This is a genomic window from Brevibacillus sp. MCWH (assembly GCF_013096935.1).
In the GTDB taxonomy this organism is placed as follows: Bacteria; Bacillota; Bacilli; order Brevibacillales; family Brevibacillaceae; genus Brevibacillus; species Brevibacillus aydinogluensis.
In genome coordinates, this window is the sequence record NZ_SDLF01000003.1 from 248,251 (window position 1) to 265,407 (window position 17,157).

The window sequence follows — 17,157 nt, forward strand, 5'->3', positions numbered from 1 at the left end:
TTTGGGCCACTTTACTTTTTTGTGCGAAAGAAACGCGGGCGGCCTGCAACCGCTTTTGAACCGGACCGGTTATGGACCAGGCTCAACGCGGTGGGGTGTTAGCTTACGCGCATTTTTCTTCCGTCATTCGGTCGTGTATACTAATGGAGAGGTGAAAAGCCAATGAAACTGCTGTTTATCGGTGACATCATGGGTGCGCCCGGACGGGACATCGTGAAGGCGTATCTGCCGCTGCTGAAGCGAAAATACCAACCTACCTTTCTGGTTGCCAACGGGGAGAATGCCGCCCACGGCAGGGGCATTACCGAGAAGATTGCCAAGGAACTGTTTGAAGGCGGAGTTCAGGCGATCACCCTCGGCAACCATACCTGGGATAACAAAGACATCTTTGAATTCATTGACAGTGAACCTCGTCTGATCCGCCCCGCCAACTTTCCCGCAGGCGCTCCGGGACAAGGGATTACATACATCAAGCAGCCCGAAGGCGAACTGGCTGTGATCAACCTGCAGGGCCGATCCTTTTTGCCGCCGCTGGAGTGTCCGTTCCAGACGGCCGACAAGCTGGTGGAGCAGGCACGCAAGCGGACCAAATACATATTTGTCGACTTCCACGCTGAAGCCACTTCCGAGAAGCAGGCGCTCGCCTGGTATCTGGACGGCCGCGTCAGCGCGGTGGTAGGGACACACACGCATGTGCAGACCGCCGATGAGCGCGTTCTCCCCCAAGGCACGGGCTTTTTGTGCGACGTAGGCATGTGCGGTCCGATGAATGGCATCCTCGGCATGGAGCGGGAAGCGGTCATCCGCAAGTTTCTTACCCAACTGCCCGTACGATTTGAAGTGGCAGGGGAACCGGCCCAGTTGAATGCCGTGCTGATCACGTTGGACAAGGCGACCGGCCACGCGAAAAAACTGGAGCGAATCAGAATTGACGACGACCACCCGTTTATGGAATAATAAGAACGAGATTTGAATTTTTTGAATCTTTGCTGCGCGTAAGCAGGAATTTTTCGGGGTTATGCGAATATCATTCTAATAATGACAGGTATCCTATCAGACGGGAGGTTCAAAAGGATGGAAGTATTAAAAGTTTCAGCAAAGTCTAACCCCAACTCCGTTGCTGGTGCCCTTGCCGGTGTTCTGCGCGAACGCGGCGCCGCCGAGATCCAAGCTATTGGCGCTGGGGCGCTTAACCAAGCTGTGAAGGCTGTAGCTATCGCACGAGGATTCGTAGCGCCGAGTGGAGTTGACCTGATTTGCATTCCAGCCTTTACCGACATCGTGATTGATGGAGAAGAGCGCACAGCGATCAAGCTGATCGTAGAACCCAGATAAATCGATGTGAATACGATTTAACCGGCCTGTTTGTTCGTTGAATGAACAGGTTTTTTTCGTTTGTGGAGGGACAATAATCGAGAGTGCCTGTCGATGCCCCCTCGTTGAGGTTCCTTCACTTCCAGAACACAGAACAGAAACGGGGAGAAACAAATGGTTCCGATATTTGATGCGCATTGCGACGTGTTGTCCAAGCTGTGGGAGCTGCCAGAGCTCGACTTTTACCGCGCAGACGAACGGCTGCACGTAAGTTATCCCGAAATGGTGAAAGGAAACGTAGGCATCCAGGTAATGGCCTGCTACGTTCCCAAATACGTTCCCTACGGCCGCCGTTTTCAGGCCGTGCTGGAGATGCTGGATGTGTTTTACGAACGCGTGGCCAGCGGCAAGATCCGCGCGATTCGCAGTCGCGCCGATCTGGATGCGTGCGTATTAAAGGAAGAAAAAGGGGCTATTCTGTTTGTAGAAGGGGCGCATGCCTTGGAAGAAAGCCTCGTGCAGCTGAGGACCTGGCACCGCCTGGGGGTGCGGGGGATGACGCTGACGTGGAACTACAGCAACGCGGTTGCCTCGGGCTGTCATGAGCCGCATCCGGGCGGGTTGACCTCGTTTGGACGGACGGTCGTCGAAGAGATGAACCGGCTCGGCATGATCATCGACGTGTCGCACGTAGCCGAGCCAGGGTTCTGGGACACGCTGGAACTGTCCAAGATGCCGGTGATCGCTTCCCATTCCAATGTCAAACGGCTGTGCGACCATCCGCGCAACCTGACCGACGATCAGATCAAGGCGCTGATAGCCAATGGCGGTGTGATGGGACTGACGTTCGTCGACTTTTTTGTCACAGCGGATAAGCGGACCGTTTGGATTGACGACCTGCTGCGCCACCTGGATCACGTCTGTGCCTTGGGCGGTGTCGATCATGTCGGGTTTGGCTCCGACTTTGACGGCATTACTGAGACGTTTGGCGATCTGACCCGGGCAGGAGACTACCACAATCTGGTGGAGGCGCTCCTGAAGCGCTACAAAGAGGCGGACGTGCAGAAATTTGTGCGTGAAAACTGGTTGCGTGTTTTCCGAAACGTGCTACAATAATATTGCAGATTATTAATGTACCAAGTTCATCGTTTAATTCAGATCAATACTAATTTGAGTAAAAGCACTTGCATTTTTGCATAGCTCGGACTACAATTGGTACAGTCTATGCACAATTTTGTCACATCTTATCGGAACCTGTCGGGTAAGGTGGGGCAGCTTTTTCTCACAGTCACTGAAGGGGTGGAATCTGAATGATTAGTCAACTTTCCTGGAAAGTTGGAGGACAGCAAGGGGAGGGTATCGAGAGTACCGGTGAAATCTTCTCCATGGCGATGAACCGGATGGGATACCATCTGTACAGCTATCGTCACTTCTCTTCCCGGATCAAAGGTGGACACACCAACAACAAAATTCGTGTGAGCACCAAACCGATGCGCGCCATTTCCGACGATTTGGACATCCTCGTCGCGTTCGACCAGGAGACAATCGACTTCAACGCGCACGAGCTGCGCGAAGGCGGCATCATCATCGCGGACTCGAAATTTAACCCGAAACTGCCGGAAGGTTTGAAAGCGGTTCGCTTTTTCACGGTGCCGCTGACGGAAATTGCCGACGAGTTGGGAACGTCCCTGATGAAGAACATGGTGTCCATTGGTGCGTCTGCTGCCATCCTCGGCATTCCAGTGGAAAGCTTCCGCAATATTGTTGAAGACATGTTCCTCCGCAAAGGCGAAAAAGTGGTGGAAAAGAACATGGAAGCCATTCGCCGCGGATTTGAATACGTCAATGAACTGACGGGTGGACAACTCCCTGAATTCCAACTGGAGAAGGCTGACGGTCAAAAGCAGCTCTTCATGATCGGCAACGATGCGATCGCACTTGGCGCACTGGCAGCGGGTTGTCGTTTCATGCCGGCTTACCCCATCACCCCGGCTTCCGAGATTATGGAATATCTGATCAAAAAACTGCCGAAGTTTGGCGGTACGGTTATCCAGACCGAAGACGAAATCGCAGCCATCACCATGGCAATCGGCGCCAACTACGGCGGCGTGCGCGCCATGACTGCATCTGCCGGCCCGGGTCTGTCCCTGATGATGGAAGCAATTGGCCTTGCCGGTATCACCGAAACACCGGTGGTCATCGTCAACACCCAACGTGGCGGCCCGTCTACCGGTATGCCGACCAAACAAGAGCAATCCGACGTCAACGCCATGATCTACGGTACGCATGGCGATATTCCGAAAGTGGTGATCGCTCCGAGCACGGTGGAAGAGTGCTTCTATGACACGGCTGAGGCGTTCAACATCGCGGAAGAATTCCAACTGCCGGTTATCGTCTTGACCGACCTGACGCTGTCGCTGGGCAAACAGACGGTTACGCCGTTTGACTACAGCAAAGTGGAAATCCGCCGCGGCAAGCTCCTGGCTGGACAAGAACTTCCGCCGAAAGAGCAAAACGACTTGTTCAAGCGCTACGAAGTGACCGAAGACGGCGTTTCTCCGCGCGTGGTGCCGGGTCAAAAATACGGCCTGCACCATGTGACAGGGGTTGAGCACGATCAAACCGGTCGTCCGTCCGAGAACGCTGCAAACCGCGTGCAGCAAATGGATAAACGGATGCGCAAACTGCAAGGCGTGCTGAAAGCCTTCAAGAACCCGATCACCTTCGACGCTCCGCATGAAGAAGCTGACGTGCTGATCGTGGGCATCAACTCCACCATTGGCACGATCCAGGAAGCAAAAGGTCGTCTGGAACAAGAGGGCGTAAAAGTGAACCACGCACAAATCCGCCTGATCCATCCGTTCCCGGCCGAACAACTGAAACCGTACGTGGAAAAAGCAAAACAAGTAATCGTCGTGGAACACAACGCGCAAGCGCAAGTGGCCAACCTGATCAAACTGAACGTTGGACACGAAGAAAAAATCAAATCCGTGCTGAAATACGACGGGAACCCGTTCTTGCCGAAGGAAATCTATACCGAAGTTAAGGGGCTGATTAAACATGGCGACTATGAAAGAGTTTCGCAATAACGTAAAGCCGAACTGGTGCCCAGGCTGTGGTGACTTCTCCGTGCAGGCGGCCATCCAACGCGCCGCTGCCAACGTGGGCCTGGAACCGGAACAGCTGGCGGTCGTTTCGGGTATTGGATGCTCCGGTCGTATTTCCGGCTACATTAACTGCTACGGATTCCACGGCGTACACGGCCGCGCCCTGCCGATCGCGCAAGGGCTGAAAATGGCAAACCGCGAACTGACGGTTATTGCTGCCGGCGGTGACGGTGACGGTTTCGCCATCGGGATGGGCCATACGGTTCACGCCATTCGCCGCAACATGGACATTACCTATATCGTGATGGACAACCAAATCTACGGTCTGACCAAAGGGCAAACCTCTCCGCGTTCTGCGACCGGTTTCGTGACCAAGTCCACTCCGAGCGGTTCCATCGAGTCGGCAATCTCGCCGGTTGAGCTGGCGCTGTCCGCAGGCGCAACGTTTGTTGCCCAATCCTTCTCCAGCGACCTGAAAGGCTTGACCGAACTGATCGAAATGGGGATCAAGCACAAAGGCTTCTCCCTGATCAACGTGTTCAGCCCGTGCGTGACCTACAACAAGGTGAACACGTACGACTGGTTCAAGGAAAACATCGTACCGGTGGATACCATCGAAGGCTACGATCCGCATGACCGCATCAAGGCCATGTCCTACTCCATGCAGTACAAAGGCCTGATCACCGGTCTGATCTACCAAAACACCGAACAAAAATCTTACGAGCAATTGGTTCCGGGCTTCAAGGAAGAAGGGCTGGTCAAACAAGACCTCCGCATCTCCGACGAAGATTTCGCCAAACTGGTTGCAGAATTTGCCTAAGCAGCACAATCGTAAGCGAAAGAACCTCTCCCGCGCGGAGAGGTTTTTTTGTCGGGGTTTTTGTCCATACGCGGCCCGGCAGGGTTCAGACAGAGCGGTTCCAGACTTGGCGGACAAAGAGCATGAACAAAAACAGCAGGACAAGCTGGCCAAACAACGGGTACAAAAAGCGCAGTAGCGGCCCGAAGCCGATGAAGCTGACAGCGTAGCAGACGAGCAGGATGACAAAGACCACGACCGGTCTGCGCAGGCCGGTCGTCTTGTTTACCTGTTCCGACAAGCCAAAGACGTTGGCAGACAGCGTCGAAAAGATCTCGGTGTACACCAGCAGGGAAAAGAAAAACGGAATTCCTTTACCCACGCTCTGCAGGAGGGCAATCATCGGCATCTCCGCTTCGCCGATTCCCGGCATTCCTGCTGACAGGGAGGCGTACGAGAGCAGCAAGAGGATGCCGATGCCTGTTCCTCCCAAAATGCCTCCCCAAATCAGCGGCCGTTCGCTCTCGCTCTCCCTGCCGATCGGCACCAACACTGCTTGTGTCAGCGCAACGTTTAAGGCAACATAGTAGAGAGGAGAGCTGAGCCAGACCCACGGACGGATGCTCACCACCTGCGGACCAGTGTCGTTCCACGGCTGCGTGTACAAAAACACGAGCAGGGTGAAGCCGATCAACAGGGGAACAAAGAGACTGTTGACCGAGTGAATGCCAAACAACCCTTTCCGCGCCACGAAAAAGGTCATCACCATGCTGATCCAGATGCCCACCTGCGGCGACAGGCGGAACGATTCCCAGAAGATCGCTCCGGTGGCGGCCAGCATGACGGACGTGGTGCCGAGCAGGACTGTAAGCAGGAGTGTATTGAACACGGTGCCAATGGCCCGTCCGAACAAGTACGTGCTCACATCCTGATAGGAATTGGCCTGAATCCGGTAGGCAATCAGCATGATGCTCACACCTGCCCACACAAACAGCAGCGAGGCGAGCAGGATGCCGATGAAACCCTGCGTGCCGTACCGGACAAAAAATTCGACGATCTCTTTTCCTGAGGCAAAACCGGCGCCTACCACTGTACCAATATACGTAAAGGCGATTTGCAGAGCGGCTTTCCATGATTGCTGCATGTCAAACCTCCTGTCCCACTTAATTCATCCTATGAAAGGAAGCGACGTGAATATGCTGGTAACCGTGTTAGGCTTTCAGTCGCCATATCCGGGGCCAGGCGGTGCCACCCCCGGGTATCTGGTGCAAACTGATCACACCACCCTGCTGCTCGACTGCGGCAGCGGCGTGCTGGCCAAGTTGGGAGAGTTGCTCCCGATCTACGAGCTGGATGCGCTTCTGCTGTCTCATTTTCATCACGATCATGTGGCAGATGTCGGGGTTTTGCAGTACGGATTGATGGTTCATCAACGGGTGGGCGATCGCTCGCCCGATCAGCCGCTGCCGATCTACGCGCCGGGACAGCCGGCAGAAAAAGCAGCAGGGCTTACTTACCGGGAAGCAACCCGCCTGGTTCCCGTAGACGAAAAGTCGCAAGTGACCGTGGGGGACGTGCAGATCAGCTTTCTTCGCACGGACCACGGGGATGGTGACCCCTGCTATGCCATGCGGTTGGAAGCCGGGGGAAAAACGCTGGTATACGGGGCAGACAGCGGACCGAATACGATGTGGGACCCGTTTGCCCGGCAGGCCGATCTGTTTATCTGCGAGGGAACGTTCTTGGAGCGCTACAAGCCGGCAGAGCCCCATGGTCATCTCACCGTGCGGCAGGCAGCGCAGGTGGCGGAATCGCTGGCCTGCCGATCCTTGTTGATTACCCATCTGTGGCCTGCTTACACGGAGGAGGAAGTGCGGGCGGAAGCGGATGTATACCGGACGGGTACGTGCCACATCGCCCGGTTTGGCCTGCAAATCCGGCTGTAATGCATGAGGAGAGGAGAGAATGACGTTGTTCCCCAACGTATTGGAAGTAGCACGAAAATTGATTCGCGAACGCGTCGGAGAAAATGAGACAGTTATCGACGCGACGATGGGAAACGGCAACGACACCCTGTTTCTCGCCCAACTGGTCGGCGAAAAGGGGAGAGTCATCGCCTACGACATTCAGCCGCTGGCCATGGAAAAGACCCGTCAGCGGCTGGAGCGGGAAGGGGTGCTGCAGCGGGTGCAGCTGCAACTGGCCAGCCACGAAGAGATGGCCAACCTGGATGTATCGGCTGCAGCAATCATGTTTAACCTCGGATACCTGCCCGGCGGAGACAAGGCCATCACGACGCAGGCGGCGAGCACGATCCGGGCGATTGAAGCAGGGCTAAAAATCCTGCGGCCAGGCGGGATCATGACGGTGATGATATACTGGGGCCACCCTGCCGGCCAGGTGGAAAAAGAGGCAGTGGAGGCGTACTGCCAGACACTCAGCCAGCTGGATTACCTGGTATTGAAGTACCAGTACATCAACCAGCAGAATCAGGCGCCGTTTTTGCTGGCGATTGAGCGGCGGCCCGTTATCTAGCGATCGCGTCATTGCGTTTCCCGGGCAAGCGCAGGATACGACAGCCGTGGCGGCATGGGCAAAATCGTGTCGCCTGGCTGTCGGTTGGGCGCGCTCCCGGCAGATCCATTCCCCCGTAATGCACCACGGTGAGCAAAAATAGGCACGCGCTAGCCATGTGTCACTCATATCAATAGGGTGAGGAATGGCAGCAAGGGGGATGACCGTGGACCGAGTAGGCATCATGTTGGATTGGACTGTCTTGCAGAGAGGCATCAGAGGCGACAAGTCTTACGAACGTCTTCCCTATTACGCGGAGATTTGCAAGGAACTGGGGATGGAGCCGGTCTTTTTTCATCCGCGCCATGTGCGGCCAGGCGGACAGACGGTGCTGGGTCATTTTTGGAATGGAAGCCGATTAATTCCCCGCCTGGTGAACGTGCCGAAGGTGATCCACAACCGCGTGCTGTCCAGAAACGGGCGGATACGGGCCACGATCCGCCGGCTGAGCAGGACGCGCACCGTGTTTAACGGGCTGGTGGTGAGGGACAAATGGAGGGTACACCAGATGCTGTGGAAAAATCCCGCCATCCGTACCTACCTGCCGCATACGGTGTTGTTCACACCAGAGAGGCTTCGCATGTTTTTGGACCGGTATCAGACAGTGTACGTCAAACCGGCGATTGGTTCGGTGGGGATTGGCGTTGCCCGCATTGAACGGCACAACAACGCCTACAGGTTTATCGCGTTCAGACGGAACAGAACCTTGTCCCGCAAGAGGCTGATGGCCGAAGCGGCCAGGTGGGTGGGCAAAAGGCGGTTTATTATTCAGCAGGGAGTGCCGCTTGCCCGTTACCAGGGCAAGACATTTGACATCCGCGTGTCGGTGCAGAAAAACGGAAATCAGGAGTGGACGGTTAGCGGCCTGGTCGCCAAGGTGGCCAATCGGGCAAACAAATTGAGCAACCTGGCTCGCGGCGGACGTGCCGTTCCCTTATCACGGGCCCTGGAGCCGCTGTTTACCGCCGAGCAGCAGAAAGAGGTGGTTGAGCGGATCAAACGGGCGGCTGTCGAGATTGCCAGGCAGTATCAGCGCCACTTTCCGTCGCTTGCCGATCTGGGACTGGACATGGGCATCGACAGGCAGGGCCACCCGTATCTGATTGAGATAAATGTGCGGGACCAGCGGTATTCGTTTTGCAAAGCGGGAGAACTGGCCATGTTTAAAAAAACCTATCGTCATCCGATGGAATACGCGCGTTCCCTGCTTGCCGGGAATGGAAGGGGCAGGCAGACACGTCCGTAGAGCAAGCAGACCTGGGCCAAACTGGACTAGGTCTGCTTTTTTCATGGCGAGCGGAGTAAATTGTCGCTTACTGTATTCATGAATGATCGGTGAATTGTTTTTCCGCAGCAGGGGAGGGGAGGTTGCGGAAGTGGCGGTAGAGGACCGCGAGAATCGACCTGCGGGTCAGGATGCCCTGAAAAATCCCGGTGTCATCCTCGATGCAGATAAACGGATGATTAATCGACATCTCCAAGGCTTTGAGAAACTCATCTGACTCTTTCATCCGGGGGACTTTGGTGTTCATCACGTCATCGACGGTGTAGTCGGACAGCTTTTCATATTCAAACCGTTCAAGTCCCAATATCTTGTTGACGATCATTGTGGTGCTGATCTGGCCGTGCAGCCGGTAGGAGTGGTCCAGTACGGGTATGGCAGAATATCCGGTTTTGGTAAGCACGAGCAGCGCGTGTTCCAGTGAATTGCCCAACTGCACGTGGGCCACCTTGGTCGAAGCGATGACCAATTCGTTGAGTTTGGTGTGCAGCAATTGCTCAACCTGCTTCAAACAATCCACCACCTTTTTTCGTCTCTGACGGCACGGCAGTACCGTACCCTTGTGGTTCACTTCTATGATACCGTATGGCGTAAGCGTACGGTAGTCCTGCCTGAAAAAAAGCCCGGCAGTATGTCGTACAATCGTTCAAGGCGGGGAACAAGCGGACCTTGTTCGCAGGACCTTGTGCCGTACGCGGGACGTTGGTCGGATGGACGTGTAACCGAATGGCTGGTTCCATCGTATTACAGATGGACGCCTATTGTCTTTTTGTATGTATGCAAGGAGTTGGATAGTCATGCGTAAACCCATCTGGGGAGCGGTCGCCTTGATGATGCTGGTATCGGCCGGAATAGGGCTGTTGGCCGGCCGTTTGCTGATCAAGCCAGCCGGCCACTCGGAGCAGGCATTGGGCACGTCGGCTGTGCCTGCGTGGATGGTGGAAGACATGCGCGAACGGCTGGACACCTCACTGCGCTCCCGCGTAATGCCGGATCGGATACATGTCATGACGCTGCCGCCGGTTACACAGAACCAGTCGACTTCGCAGCCCGTCGATCTGGCCGGTTCACTCACGCTGGACGGTGAAAAAGGCTTGTTCGTCGTGTACGCAAGCGAAGATGGAGACTATCAGCCCGCCTACAGCAAGAATGAACCTCTCTTCAGTCTCCAGCAAGCCGGCGGCGGATACCTGGTGGTGACGACGGTAAAACCGGCCAGCCACGGTCAGGAGCGCACGCTGTACGTGCTGCGAAAAACGTCTTCCGGCTATCAGGAAGTGTGGAGCGGTGTGGCCGCCTACCGGCGTAAACAGGGAGAGACGACAGAACTGCTGGACGGTACCGTTCAGATTGACCCCAGGCGCCATACGATGATCTATTTTCAGCTGGAACGTACACTTGATCAAACCGGCTTCTCTTTGATGGAAAAAAGCTCCTACGAACTCTTGCGCTACAATGAGCGGTCTAACCGTTTCGAAAAGTGACGCAAATCAAAAGCGCCTCTCTTTACGAGGCGCTTTTCCCCTGTGCATGGTATGATAGGGGATCAGCCCGGCAAATGCCAGTCGGGCCTGATCAGTTCATCCGCCGTAAACGCGAACAACCCCAACCGCTCGGCGAGATGGTGCCGGGATTCTTCCACCAGTGTCTTGGGCACGGCAAACGGTGCGGGGCTGATCGGCCACTCCCTGCGGATGGCGGTCAGCAGCCGTTCCTTGACGTCCGAGACGGTAACGGGGCGGCCGGTCAATCCGGCGATGCTGCCCACTGTGTTCCCGTCGATGAAGGGAATGGGACGGTGATTGTCCATGTCAGCGAGGCCGGCTTTCGCGTAGAAGCGTTCCATCCACGCACCGCGCGGCTGTTCCTCGACGTTGATGCACAATTGCAGGATCGACCCGAAGCGGGTGCGCCGTTGGGCCATGCCGCCGATTTTTTTGCCGCCAATCGAGAAGTCGTATTCGCCCGCGCAGTAGGAACCAGTCACTTCGCCAAACTGCATGTCGCCGTACTCGCGCAATCCCACATGCAGCATCCGGGCGACGAATTGGAAAAAAGCGTCGATCGCAATCGACGTGTCGGGCAGCAGACAGGCGAGGTTGAGCACGCCCGCGTCCAGCGGCACACAGGCTCCGCCGGACGAGCGCAGCACGCAGCCAAAGCCGTCTAGACCAAATTGGCGCAGCGCCTGTTCCAGCCGCGGCAGTTTGGCGTCGCGGCGGCCCAGGAAGAGCGCCTTGTCGTACACCCACAGGTGGATGACTGGTTGGGCGTCGTCCCGGTTCATGTAAGCAGCCAGCGCTTCGTCGCGAATCAGCGGCTCCAGCGGATTGTCCCGATAGACACCGGAATCCATCCAGCGGAACGGCTGAGTAACAGTAAAGGTCATAGGAAACTCCTTCCCCGGTCAAGAATCGCTACCATTATACAACTGTACCTTGTTCATTTCTAGTGATCTGCACCGCAGCAAGTTTGCCGGGAAAGAAAAAACCGCTTCCGCTCAGGGGTCCCTGGAAACGGAAGCGGTGCGGCGTCACGGCTGTGCTGTAAAGGAGAAGTTATCCAGATAGGTGATGCTGCGCGGCGCGTCTTTGGTTGCGTTACGCTGCAGATAGAGTCCCAGCTTGGTACCCTCTGGTTTCACTTTTTGCTGTCTGAAGAGGAACTGGTCGTTCATGTAGATGGAGACGCTGTCGCCGTCGACGACCACTTTCAGCCGGTTGCTCGTTTTCAGCTTGTAGGAACCGGACGCGATCACGTCAATGTCGGCGTCCTTGGCGTCTTCCACGCGGGCGAGCGTGACGCGGTCTTTGTTGACGAAGACGACATGGGCTGCGCCGTTCTTGCCGTTGAAGTACACGCCACCCAGCCCATCGGAGCCGCTCACGTTGACATCGACGGTCAATTCGTAACGTTTCGTGTTTTTGTCTTCATCCCAGATGAGCGGCAGGAAATAGTGATGCAGATTTTTCTCGGTGGAAATGGCAGTCACCTGCTTGTTGACGACGCCCCAGGTACCGACGGCATGATCGGTGTCCCAGTTTTTCAGTTCGGTATCGCTGAAGTTGTCGCTTACACTGCGCGGCAGCTCCGGTTTATCCGGGTTGGGGAAAACCACTTTGGTCTCGTCATCGTTTCGGTCCAGAAGCGCGCGGTACAGGAGCGAGGCTGCTTCGGCGCGGGTGATCGGATCAAGCGGACGGAACTCGTTGTTGTACCCTTTCATCAGATTGGTCTGGATCGCGATGGCGATGTACGGGCGGAGGTTGGGCGAAATTCGCTCATGGTCGCGGAAACGTTTCAACACGTCCTGGTCCGCCTTGTGCGTGCGGTCGTAGCCGAGCAGGCGAACCAGCGCCACGGCGATGTCTTCCCGGACGGCGTACTGATCCGGCTTGTAGTAGTAGCGGGTGCCCGACTTGTAGCCTGTCAGGTATGGCTTGGCATGCTCCACGTAAAGGAACGCCCAATGCGACTTCGGCACATCCACAAACGTTTGACTAACCTTGTTCTTGCGAATGTCCACGCCGGCCGCGGCAATCATGATCTTGGCAAATTCAGCGCGTGTGACCTGATTGTTGGGCCGGAATTTGCCGTCCTCGTACCCCTTGATAATCCCTTTGGCCGCCATCTCGGTGATTTCCTTGTAGGCCCAATGGCTGCGGGGCACATCGGAGAACGAGGGCGCCGCCTGAACGAACGGCACGAGAGTCAGAATCATCAGAACCGCCAGAAAAACAGATAGGACTCGCTTCATGGGAACCTCCTGTTCGGGATATATCGTTTTGCTGCTATTCAGACGGCGGACGGGTCGGCAATGTTGCACGTGGACCAGCCCGATTCAGAAAAATGTGAAAAAAGTCGCAGGAAAATGGTTTTCCAGAAAGATTCACTGGAAGTTCCTGATTTATTCGTTAAAATAAAATGTTCTATGCTATAATGTGTTGATGGTAAACCGTAAAACCAATGCTTACTGAGGTGATAGACAGATGACAATGAAAACTGAGGCGACTACGGACTTAAAATCCGGCAAGTCCCCGAAAACAACAGCAGACTACGCCAAGTACTTCCAGCCCCCTTCCTTGAAAGACGCGAAAAAACGCGGCAAGGAAGAGGTTAAGGTGCATTACGACTTCGCCATTCCGGAAGACATGAAGGATATCGGGAAAGGCAAACGCTACTACGTACGCACCTACGGCTGTCAAATGAATGAGCACGACTCCGAGACAATCGCCGGGATTCTTCAGCAAATGGGCTACAGCCCGGCCGAAGAAGCAGAAGATGCGGACGTAGTGCTGTTCAACACCTGTGCGATCCGGGAAAACGCCGAAGACAAGGTGTTTGGCGAACTGGGCAACATGAAGCGGGTGAAAAACAACAACCCCAACCTGATCCTCGGCGTCTGCGGCTGCATGTCGCAGGAGGAAAGCGTGGTCAACAAGATCCTGAAAAGCTTCCCGCATGTTGACCTCATCTTTGGTACGCACAACATTCACCGCCTGCCGGTGCTGCTGCGCGACGCCATGTTCAGCAAGGAAATGGTGATCGAGGTGTGGTCCAAAGAGGGCGACATCATCGAAAACATGCCGAAGATCCGCGAAGGCAACATCAAGGGTTGGGTCAACATCATGTACGGCTGTGACAAGTTCTGTACGTACTGCATCGTGCCGTACACGCGCGGCAAGGAGCGCAGCCGCCGTCCGGAAGACGTGATCGCAGAAGTGCGCGAACTGGCCCGCCAAGGCTTCAAGGAAGTCACCCTGCTCGGTCAAAACGTCAATGCGTATGGAAAGGATTTTCAAGACATCCACTTTGGCTTCGGCGACCTTTTGGACGAGATCCGCAAGATCGACATTCCGCGCATCCGCTTTACCACCAGCCACCCGCGCGACTTTGACGACCGTCTGATCGAAGTCCTGGCCAAAGGGGGCAATCTGGTGGAACACATCCACCTGCCTGTCCAGTCCGGTTCCAGCGAAGTGCTGAAGCGGATGGCCCGCAAATACACGCGCGAACACTACCTGGAATTGGTGCGTAAAATTAAAGCGGCGATTCCCAACGTGGTGCTTTCCACGGACATTATCGTCGGCTTCCCCGGCGAGACTGATGAGCAATTCGAAGAAACGCTCTCCCTCGTGGAAGAGGTCCGTTACGACTCCGCCTATACCTTCATTTATTCGCCTCGCGAAGGTACGCCGGCTGCCGTCATGGAAGACAACGTGCCGATGGAGGTAAAAAAGGAGCGTCTCTACCGCCTGAACGAGCTGATGGCGAAGATCAGCCTGGAGCAGAACCAGAAGCTGCACAACCAGGTCGTCGAGGTGCTGGTGGAAGGCGAATCGAAAAACAACCCCAATGTGCTGGCTGGCCGCACCCGGTCCAACAAGCTGGTGCACTTCGTCGGCGACAAATCGCTGATTGGTCAGTTCGCTCACGTACGGATCACGGACGTGAAGACGTGGACCCTGCACGGAGAGATCGTGACAAAAGTCGAGGTGTAATGGAGCGATGGAACAAACAAGCCTGTACACACACAACGAGATTTTGGAAAAGGCCCGCGAACTGGCTGTAATGATTGCCCGCACCAAGGAAGTCGATTTCTACAAACGGGCCGAGCAGCAGATCAAACACAACGAACGCGTTCAGGAGCTGATCGCGGAATTAAAGAAGAAACAAAAACAGATGGTCATGTTTGAATCGATGAACAAACCGGAGCTGGCGAAAAAAGTGGAAGCGGAGTACAACCAGCTTCACGAGGAACTGGACGCAATTCCGATCGTTACTGAATTCAAGCAGTCTCAAGTGGACGTGAACGATCTGCTGCAGATGGTCACAAACGTGATCGCCAACACGGTGTCCGAACGCATCATCCTGGACACCGGCGGCAATCCGCTCACCGGCGAAACAGGCGGCGGACCGGAAAAATCCCGCGGCTGCTGTTCGTAACAGGCGAATAAACGGCGCGATCAATTCCCGACAATCCTCCCCAAAATGACAGTGGGTGTTTGCACCCTAGTCGAATGCCCTGCATACAAATGTACAGAAACGTTGTATGGAGGAGGTAAAGAAATGTCGGGTATAGACAAAGACCTGCAGTGCCGGGAACTCATCGCAAAAGCCGTCTGCGGTAAAGGTCATAAATTCTCCCAAACGACCCACACCATCATTCCGTCGCATACTCCTTCGACTGTCCTCGGATGCTGGATGATAAACACGAACTTCCAGGCGGAGCTGGCGGGGGATGCGGTTGAAGTGACTGGTACGTATGACGTCAACCTGTGGTACTCGTTTGCCAATAACACCCAAACCGACGTCACGCGGGAAACCGTCAAGTTCTCCGTACTCGTTCCGCTTACGTTCTTCGACAAACATTGCCGCGGCGACCTGGAAATTATCGCCCGGGCTGTGGAACAGCCGAAGTGCGTCAAAGCCGAACTGAGCGGCGGTGGTACTGTCACGGTGAAAGTGGAAAGTGAATTTGCCGTCGAAATTATTGGCGAAACCAAAGTGTGTGTGGTCGTTTGCAACAACTGCGATGACAAGGACTTCCACCTGCTCGGTGACTACGAAGACAGCAGCGACGAGTTTGACGACTTTGATTCGGCCACATTGCTCGACGAATTGGATTAAGAGGAGAGGCACATCTCCTCTTTTTTCTTTTTTTCGGGTGGTCAGGCGGGGCAACCGTCCCGGCACACACTTTTTTTCCCTGGGCCACATAGGCTATAGCAGCAGAGCGGGGGTGATGGATGATGTTTATCCACGTACGTGAAAACGGCAGGCCATCCGGGACAGGCGGACGATACAACACCGAAGTGATGCCGACCAATTTCAAGGCGGCCATTGATCGTTTGTCGAAGGGCAACCAGGCCAACAAACTGCTCAAAATGAGCGGCATCGCGACGGCAAAGGCTGGTCCGGAGCCGGGGACACGGATCTATCGCGTCCAACTGTATCAGTTTCATCTCTTGCACCTGGAAAAAAGTCTGGAGAAGGCGCACTGGCTGTCCCAGCCGTGGGGCGAGCAGCACTTCGAGCCGGTGGAGCGGCTGCCGAATGATCCGGAAGCGCAGGTGGCCGTCAAGCTGGCGGTGCGTGCCCTGTACGCCACGGGGCTGGAGTGCGGAGAAGTGCTGCTGACTGCAGCTTCGCCCCATCGTGTCAAAGTGGTGCGGGTATCGCCGTATTGGCCTGCCCAAATGTCCGATCGGTTTATGCGGGAGGCGCGGGACTGGTGGCTGAACCAGAGAAAGAGGCGCAGCGCTGACAGGCTGATGCTGGGAGCGGACCCGGAGTTTGCCCTGAGGGGAGCGGACGGCTCGATGGTACTGGCCTCCGACTACATGGGCAAAGGCGGGGTGGTCGGGTGCGATTCCACCCGGTATCGGGAAGAGCTGGCTCTGCATCAGCACCCGTTGGCCGAACTGCGTCCGGAGCCGTCCGACGACCCGGATGAATTGTTTGCCCGCATCCGGAAGGCGCTCTTGCTCGCCCGCCGCAAGATCACGGACAGGACGGTGGAGTGGCTGGCGGGCGGCATGCCGTTCGACGGCTATCCCGTCGGCGGGCACATCCACTTCAGCGGCGTGGCCCTCGACTTTTCCCTGCTCCGCAAGTTGGACGCCTATCTCGCCCTGCCGTTGGTCATGGTGGAAGACCCCGGCTGCTTGAAGCGGCGCCCCCGATACGGATTCCTCGGAGACATCCGGGAGAAGACGCACGGCGGGTTTGAGTACCGCACCCTGCCCAGTTGGCTGGTCCATCCGGATGTGACGCGAGGCATCCTGCACCTCGCCCGGCTGGTGGCCGCCTGTCACGAGCAGTTGACGGCCCGCCCTCATCTGGATGTGTCGCTCATCAGGGCGTATTACCGCGGCGACAAACAGACGTTGGCACCGTACGTGAAAGCCATATGGGAAGAGCTTTCAAGCCTCGCTTGCTACCGCGACAGCCGGGACCCGCTCGATTGCTATTTTGCCTATCTGCTCGCGGGAGAAACGTGGCCGGCCGGGCAGGATCTGCGCAAGGCCTGGGAAATCGGCTGAGCAACCATATTGACCTGAATGCGAATCGCATCTGAT

At 55.9% G+C, this 17,157-nt stretch carries 17 protein-coding genes; 13 read left to right on the forward strand and 4 right to left on the reverse strand.

All coding sequences use genetic code 11. The features are described from left to right. Positions 1-162: 162 nt before the first annotated feature. From ETC00_RS04290 to ETC00_RS04310, 5 genes are all read left to right on the forward strand, one after another. On the forward strand, positions 163-957 hold the full coding sequence (locus tag ETC00_RS04290) for a TIGR00282 family metallophosphoesterase (RefSeq protein ID WP_171564715.1): 795 nt from the start codon (positions 163-165) through the stop codon (positions 955-957). Positions 958-1,074: 117 nt separating this feature from the next. Then, positions 1,075-1,335, forward strand: a complete 261-nt coding sequence (gene spoVS, locus ETC00_RS04295; RefSeq protein ID WP_003385776.1) for a stage V sporulation protein SpoVS — start codon at positions 1,075-1,077, stop codon at positions 1,333-1,335. Positions 1,336-1,488: 153 nt separating this feature from the next. Next, positions 1,489-2,430, forward strand: coding sequence for a dipeptidase (locus ETC00_RS04300; protein WP_171564716.1), 942 nt, complete (start codon positions 1,489-1,491; stop codon positions 2,428-2,430). 194 nt (positions 2,431-2,624) lie between these two features. Next, positions 2,625-4,403 (forward strand): 2-oxoacid:acceptor oxidoreductase subunit alpha, encoded by a 1,779-nt coding sequence (locus tag ETC00_RS04305; RefSeq protein ID WP_171564717.1) that lies wholly within the window; start codon positions 2,625-2,627, stop codon positions 4,401-4,403. Further along, positions 4,375-5,241 (forward strand): 2-oxoacid:ferredoxin oxidoreductase subunit beta, encoded by an 867-nt coding sequence (locus ETC00_RS04310; protein ID WP_171564718.1) that lies wholly within the window; start codon positions 4,375-4,377, stop codon positions 5,239-5,241. The genes ETC00_RS04305 and ETC00_RS04310 overlap by 29 nt, the downstream gene beginning before the upstream one ends. An 85-nt stretch (positions 5,242-5,326) precedes the next feature. On the opposite strand, the gene ETC00_RS04315 is transcribed toward ETC00_RS04310, so the two are convergent. Continuing rightward, positions 5,327-6,364 (reverse strand): YkvI family membrane protein, encoded by a 1,038-nt coding sequence (locus ETC00_RS04315; protein WP_171564719.1) that lies wholly within the window; start codon positions 6,362-6,364, stop codon positions 5,327-5,329. A 52-nt stretch (positions 6,365-6,416) separates the two neighbouring features. Between ETC00_RS04315 and ETC00_RS04320 the strand changes: the two genes are divergently transcribed. The 3 genes from ETC00_RS04320 (at position 6,417) to ETC00_RS04330 (ending at position 9,040) form a co-directional block, all read left to right on the forward strand. Next, complete coding sequence (locus tag ETC00_RS04320; protein ID WP_171564720.1) at positions 6,417-7,166, forward strand: MBL fold metallo-hydrolase; 750 nt, start codon at positions 6,417-6,419, stop codon at positions 7,164-7,166. Between the two features lie 25 nt (positions 7,167-7,191). After that, positions 7,192-7,755: a tRNA 5-(aminomethyl)-2-thiouridylate-methyltransferase MnmM gene (gene mnmM, locus ETC00_RS04325; protein WP_171564753.1), complete on the forward strand. Its 564-nt coding sequence runs from the start codon at positions 7,192-7,194 to the stop codon at positions 7,753-7,755. Between the two features lie 205 nt (positions 7,756-7,960). Then, positions 7,961-9,040, forward strand: coding sequence for a YheC/YheD family endospore coat-associated protein (locus tag ETC00_RS04330; RefSeq protein ID WP_171564721.1), 1,080 nt, complete (start codon positions 7,961-7,963; stop codon positions 9,038-9,040). Positions 9,041-9,116: 76 nt separating this feature from the next. Here ETC00_RS04330 and cbpB read toward each other — a convergent pair whose 3' ends face one another. Beyond that, complete coding sequence (cbpB, locus tag ETC00_RS04335; protein WP_171564722.1) at positions 9,117-9,587, reverse strand: cyclic-di-AMP-binding protein CbpB; 471 nt, start codon at positions 9,585-9,587, stop codon at positions 9,117-9,119. 286 nt (positions 9,588-9,873) lie between these two features. Here cbpB and ETC00_RS04340 point away from each other — a divergent pair, with 286 nt between their 5' ends. After that, entirely contained in the window at positions 9,874-10,560 is a 687-nt protein-coding gene (locus ETC00_RS04340; protein ID WP_171564723.1) for a hypothetical protein, read from the forward strand. Between the two features lie 62 nt (positions 10,561-10,622). On the opposite strand, the gene ETC00_RS04345 is transcribed toward ETC00_RS04340, so the two are convergent. Both ETC00_RS04345 and ETC00_RS04350 read right to left on the reverse strand, forming a co-directional pair. After that, complete coding sequence (locus tag ETC00_RS04345; protein WP_171564724.1) at positions 10,623-11,465, reverse strand: lipoate--protein ligase family protein; 843 nt, start codon at positions 11,463-11,465, stop codon at positions 10,623-10,625. 144 nt (positions 11,466-11,609) lie between these two features. Beyond that, positions 11,610-12,833, reverse strand: coding sequence for an S-layer homology domain-containing protein (locus ETC00_RS04350; protein WP_171564725.1), 1,224 nt, complete (start codon positions 12,831-12,833; stop codon positions 11,610-11,612). Positions 12,834-13,065: 232 nt separating this feature from the next. On the opposite strand from ETC00_RS04350, the gene miaB reads away from it, so the two are divergent. The 4 genes from miaB (at position 13,066) to ETC00_RS04370 (ending at position 17,121) form a co-directional block, all read left to right on the forward strand. Beyond that, positions 13,066-14,577 carry a tRNA (N6-isopentenyl adenosine(37)-C2)-methylthiotransferase MiaB gene (gene miaB / locus ETC00_RS04355; protein WP_171564726.1) on the forward strand — a complete coding sequence of 504 codons (1,512 nt, stop codon included), beginning with the start codon at positions 13,066-13,068 and terminating at the stop codon, positions 14,575-14,577. A 7-nt stretch (positions 14,578-14,584) separates the two neighbouring features. Beyond that, positions 14,585-15,022, forward strand: a complete 438-nt coding sequence (locus tag ETC00_RS04360) for a YlbF/YmcA family competence regulator (protein ID WP_171564727.1) — start codon at positions 14,585-14,587, stop codon at positions 15,020-15,022. 123 nt (positions 15,023-15,145) lie between these two features. After that, complete coding sequence (cotE, locus tag ETC00_RS04365; RefSeq protein WP_171564728.1) at positions 15,146-15,706, forward strand: outer spore coat protein CotE; 561 nt, start codon at positions 15,146-15,148, stop codon at positions 15,704-15,706. A 122-nt stretch (positions 15,707-15,828) separates the two neighbouring features. After that, a complete protein-coding gene (locus ETC00_RS04370) occupies positions 15,829-17,121 on the forward strand; it encodes a putative amidoligase domain-containing protein (protein WP_253264231.1) in 1,293 nt (430 codons plus the stop codon). Positions 17,122-17,157: the final 36 nt, after the last annotated feature.